The following is a 17,154-nucleotide window of genomic DNA, read 5'->3' on the forward strand; positions in this document are numbered from 1 at the left end:
AACCGCCGGCGACCCCACCGGGCCTTGGGGGGCCTGGCCCCTTTAGAGTACCTGGCTAGAATACGGGGGGAGGCGGTCCCCACAGAGTCTCAAATGTGTTGACCGACTACAGGCCGTTGACTTTGGAGCTTCCTTATGGCAAGCTCTTTCATGGGACCGGGGCTTTTCTTTGCAACCCTTGCGGCACTGGTCCAAAGCCTATGCAGGAGGATCTCCGCCGCATCAAGGCCCTTCTGGACGCCCACAGGGGGGAGCTCCAGTCCAGGTACGGGGTGAGGGAGCTGGCCCTTTTCGGCTCCCGGGTCCGGGGGGAGGCCCGGGCCTCCAGCGACCTGGATGTCCTGGTGGAGTTTGACCGGCCCCCGGGGCTTCTTAAGTTCCTGGAGCTCGAGGATTACCTCTCCTCCCTTCTCGGCCTACGTGTGGACCTTGTCCGGAAGGCCGCCTTGCGCCCGGAGCTCAGGGAGGAGATCCTAGAAGAGGCCCTTTACCTGTGGGGCGAAGGCGTTACACCCTGTTCCTCCGGGATATCCTCGAGGCCATAGGGAGAATAGAGCGGTTCGTGGGGGATAGGGATTTCCAAGCTTTCGCCGGGGACGAACTCCTTATGAGCGCCGTTATCCGGCAACTTGAGATCATCGGGGAGGCGGCCAAGAACCTCCCCGAAGAGGTTAAGGGGCGCCACTCCCAGATTCCCTGGTCCCTCATGGCGAGAATGCGGGATCGGCTTGCCCACGGGTACTGGACGGTGGACCCAGAAATCCTTTGGGGCGTCATCCAGGAAGAGCTCCCTTCCCTCAAGCCAAGGCTTGCGGAAATCCTCTGGTGGGAGGAGCAGAGGGAGGGAAACGGCCCCTAAGCCCGAGGGCCCACCGGGGTTTTGGTCTTGGAGGGAGGCCCTAAGGGGGTAGAGGGGGAGGGGATGGACCCGTGGGCCTTGGAGGAGGGTTTCGCCGCCCAGCTCCAGGCCTTGGCCCCCAAAGACCCCTTGGTCCTCGCGGTCTCGGGCGAAGGGGGATTCCGCGGCCCTCCTCTACCTCGTCCACCGGATGGGGCAGCGAGGGGTGGTGATCCAGATGGACCACTCAAAACTTGCACCTCCCGCATACCCTGCATAAACCTTCACCTCCCTCCCTTCCCCCTGGCAGCCCCAAACCCAGGGCATGGAGCTCCCGGATCAACACCTGGACCACCAGATCGGGCAAAAGAACCCTCGCCGCCCGCTCCCTCACCTCCCACCACCTCCCCTCCCCACCTACCCCCACCCAGTGGGCCAACAGGTAGGCCAAAAGGGAAAGCACCAAGAAGCGGTGCACCCCCAAAGGACTCCGCTGCCCAAACTGACCCAGGGAAAACTCGCTCTTCATCGCAGAGCCTTGGTCAGCCCTGGAAGGGCTACCTTGAGGTGGGGGCTTGGCAGGAGGGCCAGGATGCGGGAGAGTAAGGACTGGGCCGCTGGGGTCATGGCACCCGTTATCAGACGGGAAACCAGCGGCCCTTTTCAAGTGGCCAAAGCGCATAAGTATCCCAAGAGCGTATAAGTGCAAGTTTTGAGTTAGGGAAGAGGCGCCGAATCGCAAGGGAACACATGCCCACCAGCTCGAGCTTCCCCTTGGTTGGCAGGCGGTTGCCCATCCAAGGGGTTGCGCTTCGGGGATGGAGGCCCTGCATGCCCCCGCTGGGGCCGGTCATCCCCACGTCGGAGACCTAGGCTGTACCCTTGGGCAGCACCCGGGTGTCCAGGGTGGAGACATGGGTATGGGTTCCCAACTTGTTCCAAAACCGCGAAGCCCTTCCTGGGGGTGGCCGGGCTGTAGTTGAGGGGGCGCAGGACCCGGGGGTGGCCCGGCACCGCCTCCATCTCGGGTCCATCCCAGGAGTGCTTCCTGTCGGTGACCAGGTCCACCCCCAGGGCCAATAGGCGCTCCGGGATCTCCCTCAACATTCCGAAACCGGTTCTGGTTAGCCAAGCATAGGGTGCCAGGTACATGTTCGCGAAAGATGGCTTTCGCGCACCACACCCAGTGCTTTAGCCCGGGGAGGGTATTAGGCTTGAGCCCGCATCCCTAAGCGGAGAGTGGCCCCAAACCCGGTGGGGAGGGCTCCTTGACAGGGCCGTTACCTCAAGGCCCTCGAGAAGCTACTTGCCCTCTAGCGCTTGCGCAAAAGCCTTTTCACTGCTCCCCTTACCGGGCCATCGCCGCCCGTATCGGGACTACGCTGGATTATTGAGCGTTAAGCGGTCCCAACTCGGGCCATCCCCACGCGTGTGGGGACTACGGTAGGGGTGCTTACCACCCTGGCCGCAGCCCGGGCCATCCCCACGCGTGTGGGGACTACGATATGACTCCGAGACGTGAAGCGGTTTATATCGGGCCATCCCCACGCGTGTGGGGACTACTGTTCAAGCTCGGCAAGCGTGCCGCAAACCGCGGGCCATCCCCACGCGTGTGGGGACTACGGACGGAGCCAACGAACAACGCCAAAGGGAAACGGGCCATCCCCACGCGTGTGGGGACTACTTCTCGTCCAGCTTCTTCACGGCGGCCAAGACCGGGCCATCCCCACGCGTGTGGGGACTACCGTTTCTAGCGTCAAAACCGCAAGGCCGCTCCGGGCCATCCCCACGCGTGTGGGGACTACGAGGGCATGGATGGGGCAAGAGCGGCTGGTGGACGGGCCATCCCCACGCGTGTGGGGACTACGTTGCGAGCCGCTTCCTCGGCGATGCGAGCGGCGGGCCATCCCCACGCGTGTGGGGACTACCCTAGGGGCACCCCCGGCTTTTGCCGCGTGCTCGGGCCATCCCCACGCGTGTGGGGACTACACATGATCCAGACGGCAAAAACCCCCGCTGACCCCCCTCTATGTGTATATAAAGGGAGCCAGTCTAAGGATTAACTGTCAAGATCCCCGCGTGCGAACCGGGCTATGCCATTTAACTTATCCGCCTTTCGCATAGCCTCGGCGTTGCGCACCGCTACCAGCACTATACCATCAAAATCCCTGAGGACCCGGTCCTGATACCCGTGCAGCCGGAGGGCGAAGCCCTGCTCGTTATTCGTGCGCCAGGCCATGGCGCAGCGGCCCTCACCCGCTTTTTCCACCACCTTCTCCCACAAGAGTTCCCGCACCGCAGCGCTCACCCGGCCCACGAAAACCCCAGTATCCACCTCCACCAGCCACCGAGTAAGCTCACCCCTCAGGCTCCTCGGCACCCTCTCCAGGATCATCACCACCATAGGCCACCCCACCCTCCACCACTCCCTCCGGGTCCCACAGGCCACCCGGACGGGTCGGGTCCTCCTCGTCCACCTCTTCCTCTGGCAGGCCCAAGCCTGCGAAAAGGTCGAGGAGATCCTCCACCATCCGTTCAAGGAGCCTCGCCTCGAGGATCGCCTCCCTGAGCTTTTGCCGCACGCGCCGCTCCACCTGATGGTCCCCTTCGGCAACCGTTAGAAAGGCGGCTGGGACCAAAACCTCGGTCTTGTAGAGATCAGCTACGTCGTACACGAAAGAGAGAAGCTTGCCCGTATGGATGAAGCCCAGGGCGGGGCTGAAGCCGCTGGAAACAATGGCGGCATGGGCAAGGCCATAAAGATACGCAGCCCCAGAGGAAAGGGCACGGTTTACGGGATCCGAGGCCGCCCAGTTGCGGCGATCGTAACTGCGCCCTTGCCAGGGAACCCCGGTTTCCCGGCTCCAGCGGGTGTACGCGGCCCGCACCCGCACCCCTTCGAGGCCCCGCACCTGCTCCAGGCTGAAGTCCCTGGGCAAGGGTTCCTGAAAGCGCTTTTGGTAGAGGCGGAAAACCACCTCCAGGTGGAGCTTGGGGTCTGCCCAAGCCCGAGCCTGCCTTTGAAGCCTGAGGGCGCTTCTCGTATCCCCTAGACCCTGGGCATAAAAGCGGGCCAGCCCCTCCCCCACCCAGGCCACGGTGCATCCGTTTGCGGCCAACGTTCTTATGGCCGCATGGGTAATACGGGTCCCTGGCCCCAAAAAGAGCACCCCCAAGGCCGCCACCGGTACCAAGGTGAGCCCCTGCTGGTCATAGATGCCGATTCCCTGGGCTTCCTGCTCAATGAAGGCGTGCTCCACGTAGAGGTAGGTAAGGCCATCGCGAAACTTCGGAAGCTCCTTCAGGTTGCGGGCACTCGGTACCGGTGGCATCTTCCCTTTAAGGGTGCAGGGAAAGGAGGCCGAGCCCCAAGGCTTTGCCAGGGCCAATCCCCCGTTTCAGAGTCTCCAGGGCCTTGGCGGGGTCCACCACCACGAGGACCCCTTCAAACAGCACGGCCTGAACCTGAATCAGGTGGCCTGCCTTAGGTATCTCCAAGAAGGTATCCTGGCGAATGGCGGCCAGGTACTGGCCTCCTTCCTCCCTCAAGCGAAACCCTCCTTTCTTAAACTTTCGGACCAGCCAGACCAGCTTTTCCTCCCGGGTTTTGAGGGCTATACGCTCTCCCCTGTCCCGGGCCCGCTTGCTGGGATTGGCCCTCAGGCGAAAGCGTAGGATCTGGCCCTCCCGCAGAGCGGGTTGGAAGGGCTTGGGCGGATACACCTCGGCATAACCCTTCTCCAGGGCATCCCAGTCCGGTAGGGTTAGGGTCTGGACCAGGACCACCGGCGGTTCCGTACCCCGGGTGGGTTCTAGGCGCCAAAGAAGCCGCTCTTTCCCCTCCTTCAAGGCCTGGGATACCGCCCGGGACAGGGTGCGGTGCATCTCGTAGGGACTGGCCAGGTCCCTCCGGACGGCCTTGGAGCGCAGGTCCAGCTTGAGCTTGCTAATCCACATGGTCCTCTCCCAGGGAATCCTCCCCCTTCACCTGGATCTGGTCCTTAGAAAGCACCTCCTCCCGAACGTAGCGGGCTCCAAACCGGCGCTGGGCAAAGGGCGCTATGGGCTGGTCGTAGACCAGACGCCCCGCCTGGGCCTCGAGGACCAGGAGGAGGTCTTCTTTGGGCTTCTCGCGCAGGAGATAGGGGTAGTTCCGCAAGGCCACTTCCAGGGGTTCTTCCCTAACACCATCCGCCAGGTAAACGGGGGGGCTTGGCACGTAGCCCTTCCGGCCCAGGTACAGCACATAGCGGGGGTTCAAAAGGGCCTGGTGGGCCTCCTCGAGAAGGAAAGCAGGGCCCTCGAGGCCCACCAGGAAAGCGGCATCGGAAAGGTAGTGGCGCCAGCTCTGCACGTTAACCTTCGCCTTAAGGCTGGCGGCGATGATCTCCTGGGCCGTCTGGTAGTCCACCCGCAGCACTCCCTTCCGGTCCACCCGCACCCCCATGCGCAGGGCGGCCAGGTCGGAGATGTCCTCTTCCCGGTCCCGCCCCAGGGCCGCTGCCAGAAGGCCCAGGACCCCGCTTTTGGTGGGGTAGGGCCAGGTGTCCCGGTGGTCAAAGCGGCTCCGGGTACCCCAGGATTGCATGGGGCCTTGAAGCCGCAACAGGAGCGTGGGCATACTAACCTCCCAAGGCCAAGAGCTCCCGAAGGGCCTTCTCCGCTTCCTGTTTCAACGATCCCAAACTCTCCACCACGGGAAGGTTCACCACCTCCGCCTCGGTGAGGTTTAAAGCACCCTTCCACTCGGGCTCTAAGGGGCCATAGGCCCGGTCAAACTTGTTCCACTCCTGCACCAGGGCCTCCACGGAAAGGGCGGAGAGGGCCTTGCCGTCCTTAGACCAGACAGGCCGCTCAAAGGCCGTGGCCAGGTTGCGGGGCAGGCCTACCCCAGCCCTAAAGGCCAGGAACAGGGGCGGGTTGTGGGCGGCAAAGCTATTCTGCTTGCCCGAAGGGAGGGTCAGTGCAAACGCCTCGAGGAACACCAGGGCGCCCCTCAGGGCCAGCTCTACATCCCCTTGCAAGTTGGCCGCCAGCTGGTCCAGGTTCACCACCGCGTACCGGTACATGGTGGCGGAATAAAACTCCACGTCCCCCATCATCCCTGCCCCGGTGTCCTCTTTGGGATTCAGGTCATCCACGGCGGTGTAGAAGTCGAACTCCCGGTCCACCTTGTGGGTGGAAAGGGCGTGGGCCACCTGCGCCGCGGCATCCACCCCGAGCTCAGGCCGGTCCGCCAGCATACGGCCGAAGAGGGCCAGATCCACCGCCTTGCCCCCGTCCAGGACCCTTTCCAGGGCCTTCTTGAGGTCCGCATCCACCTCCGCACCCTTCTTGCCCTTGGCGGGACCGGCGCTAAGCTTTTCCAGGTTATTCCGTATCAACTCTGCCAGCCTGGAAAGCTCGTAGTTCCCCAGGAAGAGGAGGTATTCGGTCCTTCCCTCCTTAACGCCAAAACCCAGGGCGTTGAGGGCGTTTTCTACCGCCAGGCGAGCCTGATCCTCGGGAATATCCGAAAGCTTACCCAAAAGGGCGTCCATCAAGCGCCGGGTGCGCACGGCCCGCTCCTCCTCGGAAAGCAAGGGCCAGTCCTTGAAGGCCACCCGCACCGCCCTCTTCTGAGCCTGGCTGGAGATGCGGGCCCGCCGGTACCCACCAAACAGGGCATCCTTGGGGCTTCCCGTGTCGTCCCGGTTCAGGTTGCTAGGGGCCACCGTCTGAATCACGTGCACTTCCAAAAGCTTCATGTTCTCACCTCCCCATCACGAGCCTTGGCCTTCCGCCAAAGCTTCCTGACCAAACTCCTGAGCGCCGTAAAACTCCCTAGCCCAGCGGGCCTGCACCCTTCTCTTGGGGTCAAACCAACGAAGCAGGTCCTCGAGGAGCTGGGCAAAGTCCAAAGCCCCCTCCACCAGGCCTACCGCTTGCCTAAGGCGGTGGGCGATCTGGTCCCGATCCGCGTCTAACAGGGCCAGGAACCGCTTTTCCAAGCTGTCGGACTGCCGAGTCTGCCGGGCCTCCCAAAGGGCTCGGGCCAGGGTGCGTCCCTCCTGGTGCTCTCCGTCCTTCAGGGCGAAGAGGCCAGCCACCAGGTAATAGGCTTCCCGCCGCCAGCCGTCATCGCCCAAGTTTTGGAGGAGAGGCTCCACGTAAGGCATAGCCGGTGGATACCCCCCAGGGTCAAAGGCCAGGCTCCGCCTCAGGACTGCCCGGGCCGGTGTCCACCCCTGGCGAGACTTCAGCTCGCTTAGCCATTCCACGAACCTCTTACCGCTCACCCTTTCACCTCCTCTTTCATTCCAGCCAGCAGGCCACGGAAAGCCCGCTCCGCCTCCGCCAGGGCCTTGAGGTGCCGGGCCTCCGTGCCCACGAAGCGGCGGGTTTCTTCCCAGGCACCTCGAGCGGCCTTCTGGATGCGCTCCCGCCAAAGGTCCAACGCCCCTTGTTCAGGCAAACGACCTAAGAAGTCGGGGAAGTCCAAGTCCAGCTGAGCCCAGTAAAGGGAAAGAAGAGGCAGGGAGTTGGCAAAGTTTTGCAGCTCGGAAGCATCCCGGTTCCCGAGAACCCCTTGGGCCACGCGCCAGGCCACCTGCTTAAGGCCCCTGGCCACTTCCTCCGCCACCTTCAGGCCCCTATCGAGAAGACCCTCGCCCTTCGGGGTAAGCAGGTCCTTGGGAATGGGATAAACCTCCCGACGGATGTCCAGGATTTTTGCCTGGTCCGACACCTGGCCGAGGACGCGGAGAGTGAAGGAAACACCCTCCTCCTCCAGCTCTCCCGCATGCACCAAGACCGCCGGCCAGGTGCCGCCTGCAGCGGGTAGCATGGCCCCGAAATCCCGCCAGAAGCTCTTTTCCATGCTCAAACGCAGGGGAAGGATGCTTCCCTTTTTGTCCTGGCGGTAGGCCACCATGGGATCTCGCCAGGCCACCTCCTGGGGTTCCACCCCGGGGCCATAATCCATCCACCTTACCCCCTGGCCCTCGTCCACCAAACGAACCCCCCGGCTGGGCCAGACGTACACCAAGCTCACCCCGCTCAGGGACCACTTGGTGGCGTGTTTCTCCACGTCCTTCACCCTAAGGGGTTCCCGTTCCCAGACGGGCATGCCGGGATCGCCCTGGGGTACCAGGTTCAGCACCAGGGTTTCGAACAGATTCGCCCCCATGACCAGGAAGGCCGCCGGGCGGGCCAGGGGTGCGTCTTTGGCCGATGTGACCCCAAGCCTTCGCAAAAGCCCTCCCGGAGCGAAACTTTGGTGCACCACCAGGGCCCGGGCTGCCTCGGCGTAGGAAGCCAGAGGAGGGTTCTCGTCCACGGTGTGATCGAAGAGGGTGGGGTTATTGCCGTTGGCCAGCTGGGGGAGGAGTTTGCTCCAGGGGAGGAGGTCCTCCTGGGGAAGGTCGGGGATCTGCAAAAAGGGGGCGGTGTCGTGGAAAAGGTAAAAACGATCCCAATACTTGTCCAGGTACCCCTCGAGGCTACCCCGGTCAAACTCTCCCCTATCCAAAAGGTCCAGAGCATCATACTTTCCCTTCACGGGGGGCAGGGCCCGGTAGAGCACCGCCAGGAGCAGGCGGTGCAGGGCCGCCTCCTCGAGGGGGAAGGGAGTTTCAATGCGGGTTATGGTGTGGGCGTTGACGAGCGCTTCCCTTACCCCTACCTCTTCAACTTTGTCGTTCCTGAGTACAGGTATCCATGGTTCCAGAAGCAAGTTAAACTTACTCATCTCCTCTCCCCTCCTTCTCAGGCTAGGTCCCCCTCGCGACATCCGCTGTCGGAATCAAGTTCGGAGTCCAAATCACCCGTTGACAGAATGCACCAACGCTCGCGTTCTTTCTGCCATAAGGTCTCGTAGAAGATCCCCCTTCCCTCTTCAATGCTGTCCTCTAGCAAATGGCGAACTTCACAATCCCTACAGGAACGCACATGGAGCTGTATGAACTTCATCATGGCATCTAAGGCAGCTTCCATACTCTCCTGGGCAATGAGGGTTCGGGCAATCCAAGCTCCCATCCTTCCCAAAGGGTAGCTTAATCGCCTCCGCTTTGTCAAGTGTTTGGCTTTAAGTACCGGCTCACCCCAAAAACAAAAACCCCACAAACGTGGGGACTCGCTAACTCAAAAGCGAAACACGGGCCATCCCCGAACTCAGGGGACTAAACATCAACATACACCACCCCAAGCTCCTCGTCCACCACAACCTTCAAAACCGAGTCCTCCCTAGCAAACACCCTCTCCACCTCTAACGGCCTGAGTCCTCGCAAGAGGCCGCTTTTCGCCCAGGCCGATGGAGGCTTTTCCCCCAAGAGCGTCTGGGGAATCGGAAACCTGGAAAGCCGCACCGCCCGGCTCCAGAGTGCCAGGACATCCTCCTTCCCCAGGTCACCCTTCATCTTGGCTGGCCGACGGCCATCGGCATCTAGGAACCACTCCTCTCCCCTTCGGTAAAGGGGCACCACGGAAACCGAGGGTTCCCCCAGGCGGGTGAGGAAGCGCTGGGTACTGGCGTTTTCCTCCTCATCGTCCAGACGGAAGTCCGATGCCAGCGCTGAAGCATCCAGCTGGGAAAGAAGCCTATCCAGCTCGGCCAAGGAAAGGTTTCCCGCCATGCTGGCGTCTTTTTGCAGCCTGTCTATCAGATTCTGGTAACTCTTCCTCGCCCTATCCCTCAAGCTGTCGGGGAACCCCTCTGGCAGGCGCTCGTAGACCTCCTCCAAGAGGCCCTCGAGGTCTGCAGGAACCTTTACCGTTTCCCTTCCCTGAAGGGCAAGCCAGGTGGATAGGAGCACATAGTCCTCGTAAACCCTGTTCCAGTGAAGCTCCCGGCCAAACTCGGGCTCGTCCGTGAGCCCGCCTACCAGAAGCACCGGGGTCTGGTGGCCCTCGGGCCGCTTCCGAGTATGCCGGTGGAGCCGTCCAGCCCGCTGGAAAAGGAGGTCAACGGGCGCCAGGTCCGAGTAGAGGAGATCAAAGTCCAGGTCCAGGCTCTGTTCCGCCACCTGGGTGGCCACCAGGATGGCCTTCTCTGGCCGGGGCCCGTGCTTGCCGAAAAGGGCCAGGGTTACCGCTTCCCTCAAGGCCCGCTCCTCGGCGGGAAAACGGGCGTGCAGGAGGAAGACCAAAGTTCCATCCTTTAGGCGCTTGCCCACCACCCACCGGCCCTTCTCCTCTCGGATCTCCCAAAGGCCAGGCCAGGCACCCTGGTTGGGCCCGGCCCCGAAGGAGTCCAGAAGCTCATCCAGCGTAAGCCGCTCCCCCTCGCCCAAGGCCTGGTAGAGGGCTTGCGCCCGATCCACCGTGTTCACAATGGCCCCGAGGGCACCGGGTAGCTGCTCTTTCAGGGCTTCAGCCACCTGGGAAACCTCCGTGGGAGCCCCTTGGAGGTGCAAGGTCTTCTCCTCTAAGGGCACGTGGCGGGCACCCAGCAACCCACCCCCGGAAAAAGCGGCCACCCTAGGGTACGGAGGAAGCTCCACCCCTCCCACTCCCCAGGCGGAAAGCAGCTCCTCCCGCTTCTTCTTGGGAAGGGTGGCCGTCATCAGGATCACGCTGGAACCCAGGGCCCTAAGCCAGAGCAAAAGGGACTTCAGGAGGCCGGAGGTGTACGTGTCGTAGGCGTGCACCTCGTCTAGCACCACCACGCGGTTCATCAGGCCCCACAGACGAATGAAGTGGTGCTTCACCTTTAGGACGCCAAGGAGCGCCTGGTCTAAGGTTCCCACCCCATGCCCCGCCAACATAGCCCGCTTCTTGGCGGAAAACCAGGTGGAAGCGGCCACACCACCGGATTCCTGGCCTGGATTCCGCTCCAGCTCGATGTCGTACACCTCCATGGGCCTGGTCCGCTCCAAGAGCTCGGCGTACTGGGGGTTCAAGAGCGCCGCCCCATGCTGAAGCTGGAGCTCCCACCGCTCCCCTCCCGAAAGCCGCTCCAGGAACTCCCTGATCCTGTTAAAGAGGCCGTTGGCCGTGGCCTGGGTGGGCAGGGCCACGTAAAGGCCCCGGTGATCCAAGCGTTCCCTCAAGAGGTGCGAAGCGTAAAGGGCGGCCTCGGTCTTCCCCAAACCCATGGGGGCCTCCACCAAGAGGAGAACCGAATCCCCAGGGGTTTTCTCCAAAAGCTCCGGGACGCTGGACTGAAGGGGGTTGGGCGAAAAGGGGAAGAGTTCCTCAAAGCGCCTCACCCCCCTTGGGCTGACCCTGGGCCAGGGGAGGTCCTCGAGGGCCTTGCGGGCCAGTTCCAGGGCGTCCTGCCAGTACTCCAATGCCTCGGGATCCCTGCCGTAGGGGAAGAACCGGGGGTCGGAGGCAATCCAGTCGGCAAAGGAGGCCAGGGCCATGACCCGCAGAATGGCAGGTGCCTCCGCATCTTCCACTGGGAGCACCAAAGGCAAATTCAGGCCCAAGGACTGGGCCAGCCTCAGGGCCAAATGATCCCTAACCTCTTGCCACGTTGAAGCTTCGGACTTCACATGAAGACGGGCGGTTTTGAGTTCCTCGCCCTGCGCCAGGAATCCATGGTGGGCCCCTAAACCCTTGGCCAGCGGGTCCGCCAGTCGCAAGGGGGGCCCGTGCCTTTTCAAGACGTCCTTTACATACAGCTCCGTAAAGACCCCATGCGCAACCCACTGCTCCCGAACCAGCTCCTCGTCCCAGGTGAGGCCCGCATCCCACACCCGCTTAGCCCCCTCATCCCAGGCGGCCTGAAAAACCGGGCTGGCCTTGCCCAGATCGTGAAGCCCTGCCAGAAAGGCCACCCAAGGCAACGCCTCTTTCTCGCCCAGGTTCCAGTCTGTGGCATAGAGCTTTCGAGTGCGCCCGGGCTCCCTTTCCAGGATGGCCCAGGCCACCGCCGCGGTGTCCAGCATGTGAGCCAGCAAGGGGTGAAAGGGGTCCCCGCTTTTGGCCCAAAGTGTTAAGGCTTGGGTTTGCACCTCCATGTTCCCACCCTATCCCCTTATCCCGACAGACTCTGTCGCCTTGGCCAAAACCTGACGGGCCTCTTCCAGCCACAGGCTGCGGAGTTCAGGAGGCGAGAGCACCTCCACCCGAGGCCCAAAGCTTTGAACCCAGGAAAGCACCTCCCAGGGCACCCCACCCTTGAACGGGACCGCCTTGAGACGAGCCAAAAGGCTCCCGTCGGGAAGCTCCTTATCCACCGTAAGACCGGGATAATCCCCCTCGAGGGCCCGCCAGGCTGCCTCTGGAGCAAAGCGGAGGCGGACTTCCACGGTTTCCTCCCGGGCCCCCACCACCCCCCAGGCCTGGCGCAGGTAGACGTTGGGGTCAAAGTCCTCTGGAAACTCGTAGGTCTCCTCCAAAAGGCGGGCGTTGCGCATGCGGTTTAGTTTGAAGGTAAGAATCTGGCGGTGGTATGTGCGCTCGTACCCGATGGCGTAAAGGCCCAGGTTGGTGCGGTTGGCCTCGAGGAAGTACACCAAGACCTCCTTGGGGCGCCAGTTTTTGGAACCACCCGAGCGGTACTCAAAAGCCAGAACCCTGCGCTCCAAAAGCGCCCGGGCCACCATTTCCAGGGTGCGGGAATCTCCCCGGCGTTCCTCTAGCCCCTGGGTGCTTTTCAAAAGCAAGGACCTCAAAGGCTCGGGAAGCATTTTGGCCAGCTTCTCCAAGGCGTTCTCATACTGGCGGGTCGGGGCCTGATGATATAAGAGCCTCCCGGCAGCGAAAAGGGCTAGGGCCTCCACCGGATGCAAGGTGGGAGGTCGGTCCGGAATGCGGTAAAGGCCGCGGCCAAGCTGCTCTATCCTGTAACCGGCATGGGACAGGGCCTCGAGGTCCCGCTCCACGGTGCGCACGCTCACACCGTAAAGCTGGGCCAGTTCGGAAACCCGGTGCGGGCGAAGGCTAAGGCGCTCCACCAGGGACAAAAACCGTTCCGCCTTGGACTTCAGGTCCATAGTTGGAAGCATTATAGCCCAAGTTCCGCTATACTGGGGTTACCTGCCCTATCCCTAGCTAGACGTTCAGGGCACCTTGGGGCAGGGGGGGTTCTTGACAAAACATCCCTCGCTTCTCACGGGGTTCGAGGCTTTAAACGGGCCTATTGTCTGGAATAGCCCCCTTTACAGACACATAGAGGGGGGTCAGCGGGGGTTTTTGCCGTCTAGGTCATGTGTAGTCCCCACGCATGTGGGGATGGCCCGGAGGTGCGGATCCCGGAGACCGGGGCCCCGTAGTAGTCCCCACGCATGTGGGGATGGCCCTGCCCGATGGCGAGGAGTAGGCTTCTCCCACGAGTAGTCCCCACGCATGTGGGGATGGCCCGACCTCACCCCCCTCCAGCTCCGCCTGGTGGAGGTAGTCCCCACGCATGTGGGGATGGCCCGTCCCCGGCCTAGCTCCACCGTGGCCCACCAGCGTAGTCCCCACGCATGTGGGGATGGCCCGGCCCCCCAAGGTCCAAGTCACCTGCTCAACGTGTAGTCCCCACGCATGTGGGGATGGCCCGGCCTAGGAGGAGCTTGAGGGGCCAGACCTCGAGTAGTCCCCACGCATGTGGGGATGGCCCGCTAAGCCATCAAAGGGGGAGAGGGTCCAGAAGTAGTCCCCACGCATGTGGGGATGGCCCGGAGCCATCTGGTGATTGAAACTGAAGTGGGCCGTAGTCCCCACGCATGTGGGGATGGCCCGCAAACCTCTCCCTGGAGCGAGCGGCCACCCTGGTAGTCCCCACGCATGTGGGGATGGCCCGCTCCTGCCCGTCCAGGTTGAGCTCCTTCACCCGTAGTCCCCACGCATGTGGGGATGGCCCGTTCAGCGGCATTACGCACCTCCTTCATCCTCAGTAGTCCCCACGCATGTGGGGATGGCCCGCAAGCGCGCCTGTCCCTGGGGCAGGTCCAGGCGTAGTCCCCACGCATGTGGGGATGGCCCAAGTAGGACTCGGTATAGGCCTCCACCGCCCTCGTAGTCCCCACGCATGTGGGGATGGCCCGCGACTCCCCCACTTTTCGGATGCTGTCGGTACGTAGTCCCCACGCATGTGGGGATGGCCCGGGCTGCTCCGGTGGCCGATGGCACCACCGAGGTAGTCCCCACGCATGTGGGGATGGCCCGGGGATAGGCGTCATGGTGGGAGGAGCCCTACGCGTAGTCCCCACGCATGTGGGGATGGCCCGTTGTCAATAGTTGTCCGAAGGGGTACATTAGGGTAGTCCCCACGCATGTGGGGATGGCCCGTGCTGGCGGCGGGGAGCATGTTCTACGTGGAGGTAGTCCCCACGCATGTGGGGATGGCCCGCTCCTCCCGCTCGCGGGCAGACATCTTGAACCGTAGTCCCCACGCATGTGGGGATGGCCCTAGGCGGGAGAGGGGGAACAGCCGGAAGCGGAGGTAGTCCCCACGCATGTGGGGATGGCCCGCATCGGAGGAGGTGGGATGATGCGCAGGGCAAGTAGTCCCCACGCACGTGGGGATGGCCTGAGAATGTACAAGGTTGCCCCGTAGGATAAGCCCCCCAAAGCTTCGGCCAGGAGGGCCTCCAGCCTTCGCTGGAGGTCCATTTCCAGGGGCCGGAGGGCTAGCTGTAACGCGCCCGTAGGCGTGAGGAGGGAGAAGTGGAGAGTCGCCCGCCTGGGCGTGGGGCTTTCCCTGGAGAAGATCTACGAGAGTGTGGAGCTAGGGACTTCTTTCCAGGCCGACTTGGGGGCCAGGTAGTACCATGGAAATGCCATGGGGCCCGAGGAAGTCAAGGCCAGGATAGGGCCTTACCGGGAAGAGTTGAGGGAGCGTTTTGGGGTGGAGGCCCTCTACCTCTTTGGCTCCTCGGCTCGAGGGGAAGCGGGTGAGGGAAGCGACGTGGACCTTTTGGTGCGCTTTTCCCGTCCCCCGGGCTTTCTGGGCTACATGGGCCTGAAGCTCTTTCTCGAGGACCTTCTAGGCAGACCCGTGGACCTGGTCATGGAGCACACCCTGCGGCCGGAAGTGCAGCCTTTTGTGGAGCGGGAGGCCCTAAAAGTTGCGTGATTGGCGGTTAAACCTTGTTGACATGCGGGAGTTTGCCTCTAGGGCCCTTCGTTACCGGCAGGGCTTGGGGCGGGAAACGGTGTTCACGGATCCCCTGCGCCTGGACGCCATCTTACGTAACCTGGAGCTTTTGGAGGAGGTGGCCAAGAGCGTTCCCGTGGCCTTTCGTATATGCTTTCAGGCGCCTAGGGTTGCGTTGCGCGAAGGGCAAACAGATTAAGGACACGGAGCAATGCGCCCGAATTCTCTCTGCCGTCCGCGCGGGAACTGGCCCGCATGCGGGCCAAGCCCCTTCTAAGGCGTCAGCCGCCACAGGGCCTGGATGGGAACCGCTAACAGGTCCCTTTCCACCGCCAGGATCTCCTCTCCCCCATAAAGGACCACACCCCTTAGGAAGCGATCCTTGGCCAGGGAACGCAGAGCCTTAAGTCCTGAAAAGTCTCTTAGCCCCAAGGTGCGGCTCGCCTTGACCTCGAGGCCCACCACCCTTCCCTCCCACTCCAGGACCAGGTCCACCTCCTGGCCCGTGTGGGTGCGGAAGTGGTACAGGTTTGGGGCCACCTGGCTCCAACCCAGGCCCTTGAGGATCTCCAACACCACGAAGTTCTCCAGCAGGGGACCGAAGCTGGAAGCCTGATCCAGGGCCAGGCCCCCGTAGCGTAAGAGGCTTGCCGCCAGGCCCGAGTCCACAAAATAGAGCTTGGGCGCCTTCACCAGACGGCCCTCACCCCCCGGGGTCCAGGCGGGAACCCGCACCACCAGGAAGAGGGCCTCGAGGAGGGCCAGGTAATCCCGAAGGGTGGAAAGGGGAAGCCCTGCCCCCCGGGCCACCTCGGACTGGTTCATGGGACTTCCCAGCCTGAGGGCCAGAAGGCCCAGGACCTTGGGCACCTCCAGAAGCCGGTGGATGCGGGAGAGGTCCCGCAGGTCCCGCTCCAACAGGGCCTTCAGGTAGGCCTCGAACCAAGCCTGGCGCCGCCTTCCCTTCCGGGTCACGGCCTCGGGAAACCCACCTCTAAACACCCGCTCCTCCAGGGACACAGCCTCCAGCCGTCCGGCGGAGGGAAAGCGGGGGGAGAACAGGAGGTCCAGAAACTTCTCCTCCTTGCCCTCCAGCTCCCCTTGGGAAAGCGGCCAGAGGGTGAGGACCTCCATCCTGCCCACCAGCTCCCCCGAGGCCTGGGGCAGGACAAGGACGTTGGCGGAACCCGTGAGCAGGAACCGACCTGGCCGCCGGTCCTCGTCCACCAGGAGCTTGATGGCCCGAAGAAGGCCGGGAGCCCGTTGTACCTCGTCCAGGACCAGAGGGCCTTCCTGCGCCTGAAGGAAGCCCAGGGGGTCGTGCTGGGCAGAGGCCAAGACCAGGGGGTCGTCCAGGGTCAGGTAGCGGCCGTATCCCAGGCTGCGCACCAGGGTGCTCTTCCCCACCTGCCTGGCCCCGGCCAGAAAAACCACGGGGGTGTCCTGGAGAGCCTCGAGGAGACGGGGGGTGAGAAAGCGGGGGTACATGGGAGGATTGTACACCCGATCCTCGCGGAAAATCTACGAGATCTCCGCAGATATTCTGCGACTTACATGGCAGCAAAGAGATATCCCCCCGAGCGGTCCTCAGGTAACCCTCGCGCGGCCTCACCGAGGAGTTGCAGGTTCGTGACGTCCTCCCCCGAATGAATTCGGGGGCATCCCTTAGGATGCACGCAAGCACTCCTTGCGCTTCGGTTCGCCAAGATACGGGCTGCGCCCGTGACGGACCGTATGCCATCCCAACCGGAATGACAAGACCACGGGCCGCGCCACTCGGCCACTACTCCCCTTCACGGGAGATACGTGGAATGCCCGCTCGTAGATATTGAGCGCAGCATTCACATCCGCCTGGGCCGTCCACCCACAGGAGCAACGGTAGAGTCCCCGGTGAACCCGGTTGGCCTTCCTCACCTGGCCACAAGCATGGCAAGTGCGGGAGGTACCCCGCTCCTCCACGTCGTTCCGTACGGTGATCCCCACAAGGGCCGCCTTGTACCGGAGCATGTGAAGGATCTTGCGGTAGGGCCAAGCGTGTAAGCGCTGGTTTACCCGGGGACCGTAATCCATCCCTTCCCGGATGCCCGTGAGATTCCCGATGACGATCTCCTTCACCCCGCGTTGGACACACTCGCGGATGAAGTGGGAGGTAGCCAGGTGAAGGAGGTGCCCCACCTGTCGGCTTTCCTTGCGGGCAATCTGCCTGAAACGACGGGACATGCGGGGATTCTCCTGGGATGGGGGTTTCACCCTTGCCCGCACCTTCTGCCAGTACCGACGGGCCGCCTTGATGAAACGGCCAGAG

16 protein-coding genes, 2 pseudogenes and 2 CRISPR repeat arrays are annotated in these 17,154 nt (G+C 63.0%); of the genes and pseudogenes, 5 read left to right on the forward strand and 13 right to left on the reverse strand.

What is annotated here, in order from left to right:
• The 3 genes and pseudogenes from F604_RS13440 to F604_RS0109485 form a co-directional block, all read left to right on the forward strand.
• Positions 1-119, forward strand: a pseudogene (locus F604_RS13440) (integrase core domain-containing protein); the annotation flags it as partial.
• Positions 120-200: 81 nt separating this feature from the next.
• The gene (locus F604_RS0109480; RefSeq protein ID WP_019551457.1) at positions 201-545 is read left to right on the forward strand and encodes a nucleotidyltransferase family protein; all 345 of its coding nucleotides are present in this window, start codon (positions 201-203) and stop codon (positions 543-545) included.
• Positions 494-859: a HepT-like ribonuclease domain-containing protein gene (locus F604_RS0109485; RefSeq protein WP_019551458.1), complete on the forward strand. Its 366-nt coding sequence runs from the start codon at positions 494-496 to the stop codon at positions 857-859. Before F604_RS0109480 ends, F604_RS0109485 begins: the two co-directional genes overlap by 52 nt.
• A gap of 226 nt (positions 860-1,085) precedes the next feature.
• Here the strand turns inward: F604_RS0109485 and F604_RS0109490 are convergent.
• From F604_RS0109490 to F604_RS0109545, 11 genes and pseudogenes are all read right to left on the reverse strand, one after another.
• Positions 1,086-1,370 (reverse strand): annotated as a pseudogene (locus tag F604_RS0109490) (transposase); the annotation flags it as partial.
• A gap of 185 nt (positions 1,371-1,555) precedes the next feature.
• Complete coding sequence (locus F604_RS13565; protein WP_081624246.1) at positions 1,556-1,990, reverse strand: YmdB family metallophosphoesterase; 435 nt, start codon at positions 1,988-1,990, stop codon at positions 1,556-1,558.
• Positions 1,991-2,190: 200 nt separating this feature from the next.
• Positions 2,191-2,827: direct repeats of the CRISPR family, unit length 29 nt; unit sequence CGGGCCATCCCCACGCGTGTGGGGACTAC.
• Between the two features lie 70 nt (positions 2,828-2,897).
• Positions 2,898-3,242, reverse strand: a complete 345-nt coding sequence (gene cas2e / locus F604_RS0109500; RefSeq protein WP_015717141.1) for a type I-E CRISPR-associated endoribonuclease Cas2e — start codon at positions 3,240-3,242, stop codon at positions 2,898-2,900.
• Positions 3,196-4,170: a type I-E CRISPR-associated endonuclease Cas1e gene (gene cas1e / locus F604_RS0109505; protein WP_015717142.1), complete on the reverse strand. Its 975-nt coding sequence runs from the start codon at positions 4,168-4,170 to the stop codon at positions 3,196-3,198. Before cas1e ends, cas2e begins: the two co-directional genes overlap by 47 nt.
• A 7-nt stretch (positions 4,171-4,177) precedes the next feature.
• Positions 4,178-4,795 (reverse strand): type I-E CRISPR-associated protein Cas6/Cse3/CasE, encoded by a 618-nt coding sequence (cas6e, locus tag F604_RS0109510; RefSeq protein WP_019551461.1) that lies wholly within the window; start codon positions 4,793-4,795, stop codon positions 4,178-4,180.
• Complete coding sequence (gene cas5e / locus F604_RS0109515; RefSeq protein WP_015717144.1) at positions 4,785-5,459, reverse strand: type I-E CRISPR-associated protein Cas5/CasD; 675 nt, start codon at positions 5,457-5,459, stop codon at positions 4,785-4,787. Before cas5e ends, cas6e begins: the two co-directional genes overlap by 11 nt.
• A 1-nt stretch (position 5,460) precedes the next feature.
• On the reverse strand, positions 5,461-6,585 hold the full coding sequence (cas7e, locus tag F604_RS0109520; protein ID WP_015717145.1) for a type I-E CRISPR-associated protein Cas7/Cse4/CasC: 1,125 nt from the start codon (positions 6,583-6,585) through the stop codon (positions 5,461-5,463).
• Between the two features lie 15 nt (positions 6,586-6,600).
• A complete protein-coding gene (gene casB / locus F604_RS0109525) occupies positions 6,601-7,116 on the reverse strand; it encodes a type I-E CRISPR-associated protein Cse2/CasB (RefSeq protein WP_015717146.1) in 516 nt (171 codons plus the stop codon).
• Positions 7,113-8,567: a type I-E CRISPR-associated protein Cse1/CasA gene (gene casA, locus F604_RS0109530; RefSeq protein ID WP_015717147.1), complete on the reverse strand. Its 1,455-nt coding sequence runs from the start codon at positions 8,565-8,567 to the stop codon at positions 7,113-7,115. Before casA ends, casB begins: the two co-directional genes overlap by 4 nt.
• 430 nt (positions 8,568-8,997) lie before the next feature.
• Entirely contained in the window at positions 8,998-11,781 is a 2,784-nt protein-coding gene (locus F604_RS0109540; protein ID WP_019551463.1) for a CRISPR-associated helicase/endonuclease Cas3, read from the reverse strand.
• Between the two features lie 9 nt (positions 11,782-11,790).
• The gene (locus tag F604_RS0109545) at positions 11,791-12,759 is read right to left on the reverse strand and encodes a helix-turn-helix transcriptional regulator (RefSeq protein ID WP_019551464.1); all 969 of its coding nucleotides are present in this window, start codon (positions 12,757-12,759) and stop codon (positions 11,791-11,793) included.
• A 217-nt stretch (positions 12,760-12,976) separates the two neighbouring features.
• Positions 12,977-14,285: direct repeats of the CRISPR family, unit length 29 nt; unit sequence GTAGTCCCCACGCATGTGGGGATGGCCCG.
• A gap of 249 nt (positions 14,286-14,534) precedes the next feature.
• Here F604_RS0109545 and F604_RS0109555 point away from each other — a divergent pair.
• Complete coding sequence (locus F604_RS0109555; RefSeq protein WP_019551465.1) at positions 14,535-14,828, forward strand: nucleotidyltransferase family protein; 294 nt, start codon at positions 14,535-14,537, stop codon at positions 14,826-14,828.
• 22 nt (positions 14,829-14,850) lie between these two features.
• Positions 14,851-15,048 carry a ribonuclease HepT family protein gene (locus tag F604_RS0109560; protein ID WP_015717154.1) on the forward strand — a complete coding sequence of 66 codons (198 nt, stop codon included), beginning with the start codon at positions 14,851-14,853 and terminating at the stop codon, positions 15,046-15,048.
• Positions 15,049-15,122: 74 nt separating this feature from the next.
• Here F604_RS0109560 and F604_RS0109565 read toward each other — a convergent pair whose 3' ends face one another.
• Both F604_RS0109565 and F604_RS0109570 read right to left on the reverse strand, forming a co-directional pair.
• Complete coding sequence (locus tag F604_RS0109565; RefSeq protein WP_172640099.1) at positions 15,123-16,337, reverse strand: ATP-binding protein; 1,215 nt, start codon at positions 16,335-16,337, stop codon at positions 15,123-15,125.
• A 177-nt stretch (positions 16,338-16,514) separates the two neighbouring features.
• A complete protein-coding gene (locus F604_RS0109570; RefSeq protein ID WP_081624247.1) occupies positions 16,515-17,141 on the reverse strand; it encodes a zinc ribbon domain-containing protein in 627 nt (208 codons plus the stop codon).
• Positions 17,142-17,154 lie beyond the last annotated feature (13 nt).

The organism is Thermus scotoductus DSM 8553, from assembly GCF_000381045.1.
Taxonomy (GTDB): domain Bacteria; phylum Deinococcota; class Deinococci; order Deinococcales; family Thermaceae; genus Thermus; species Thermus scotoductus.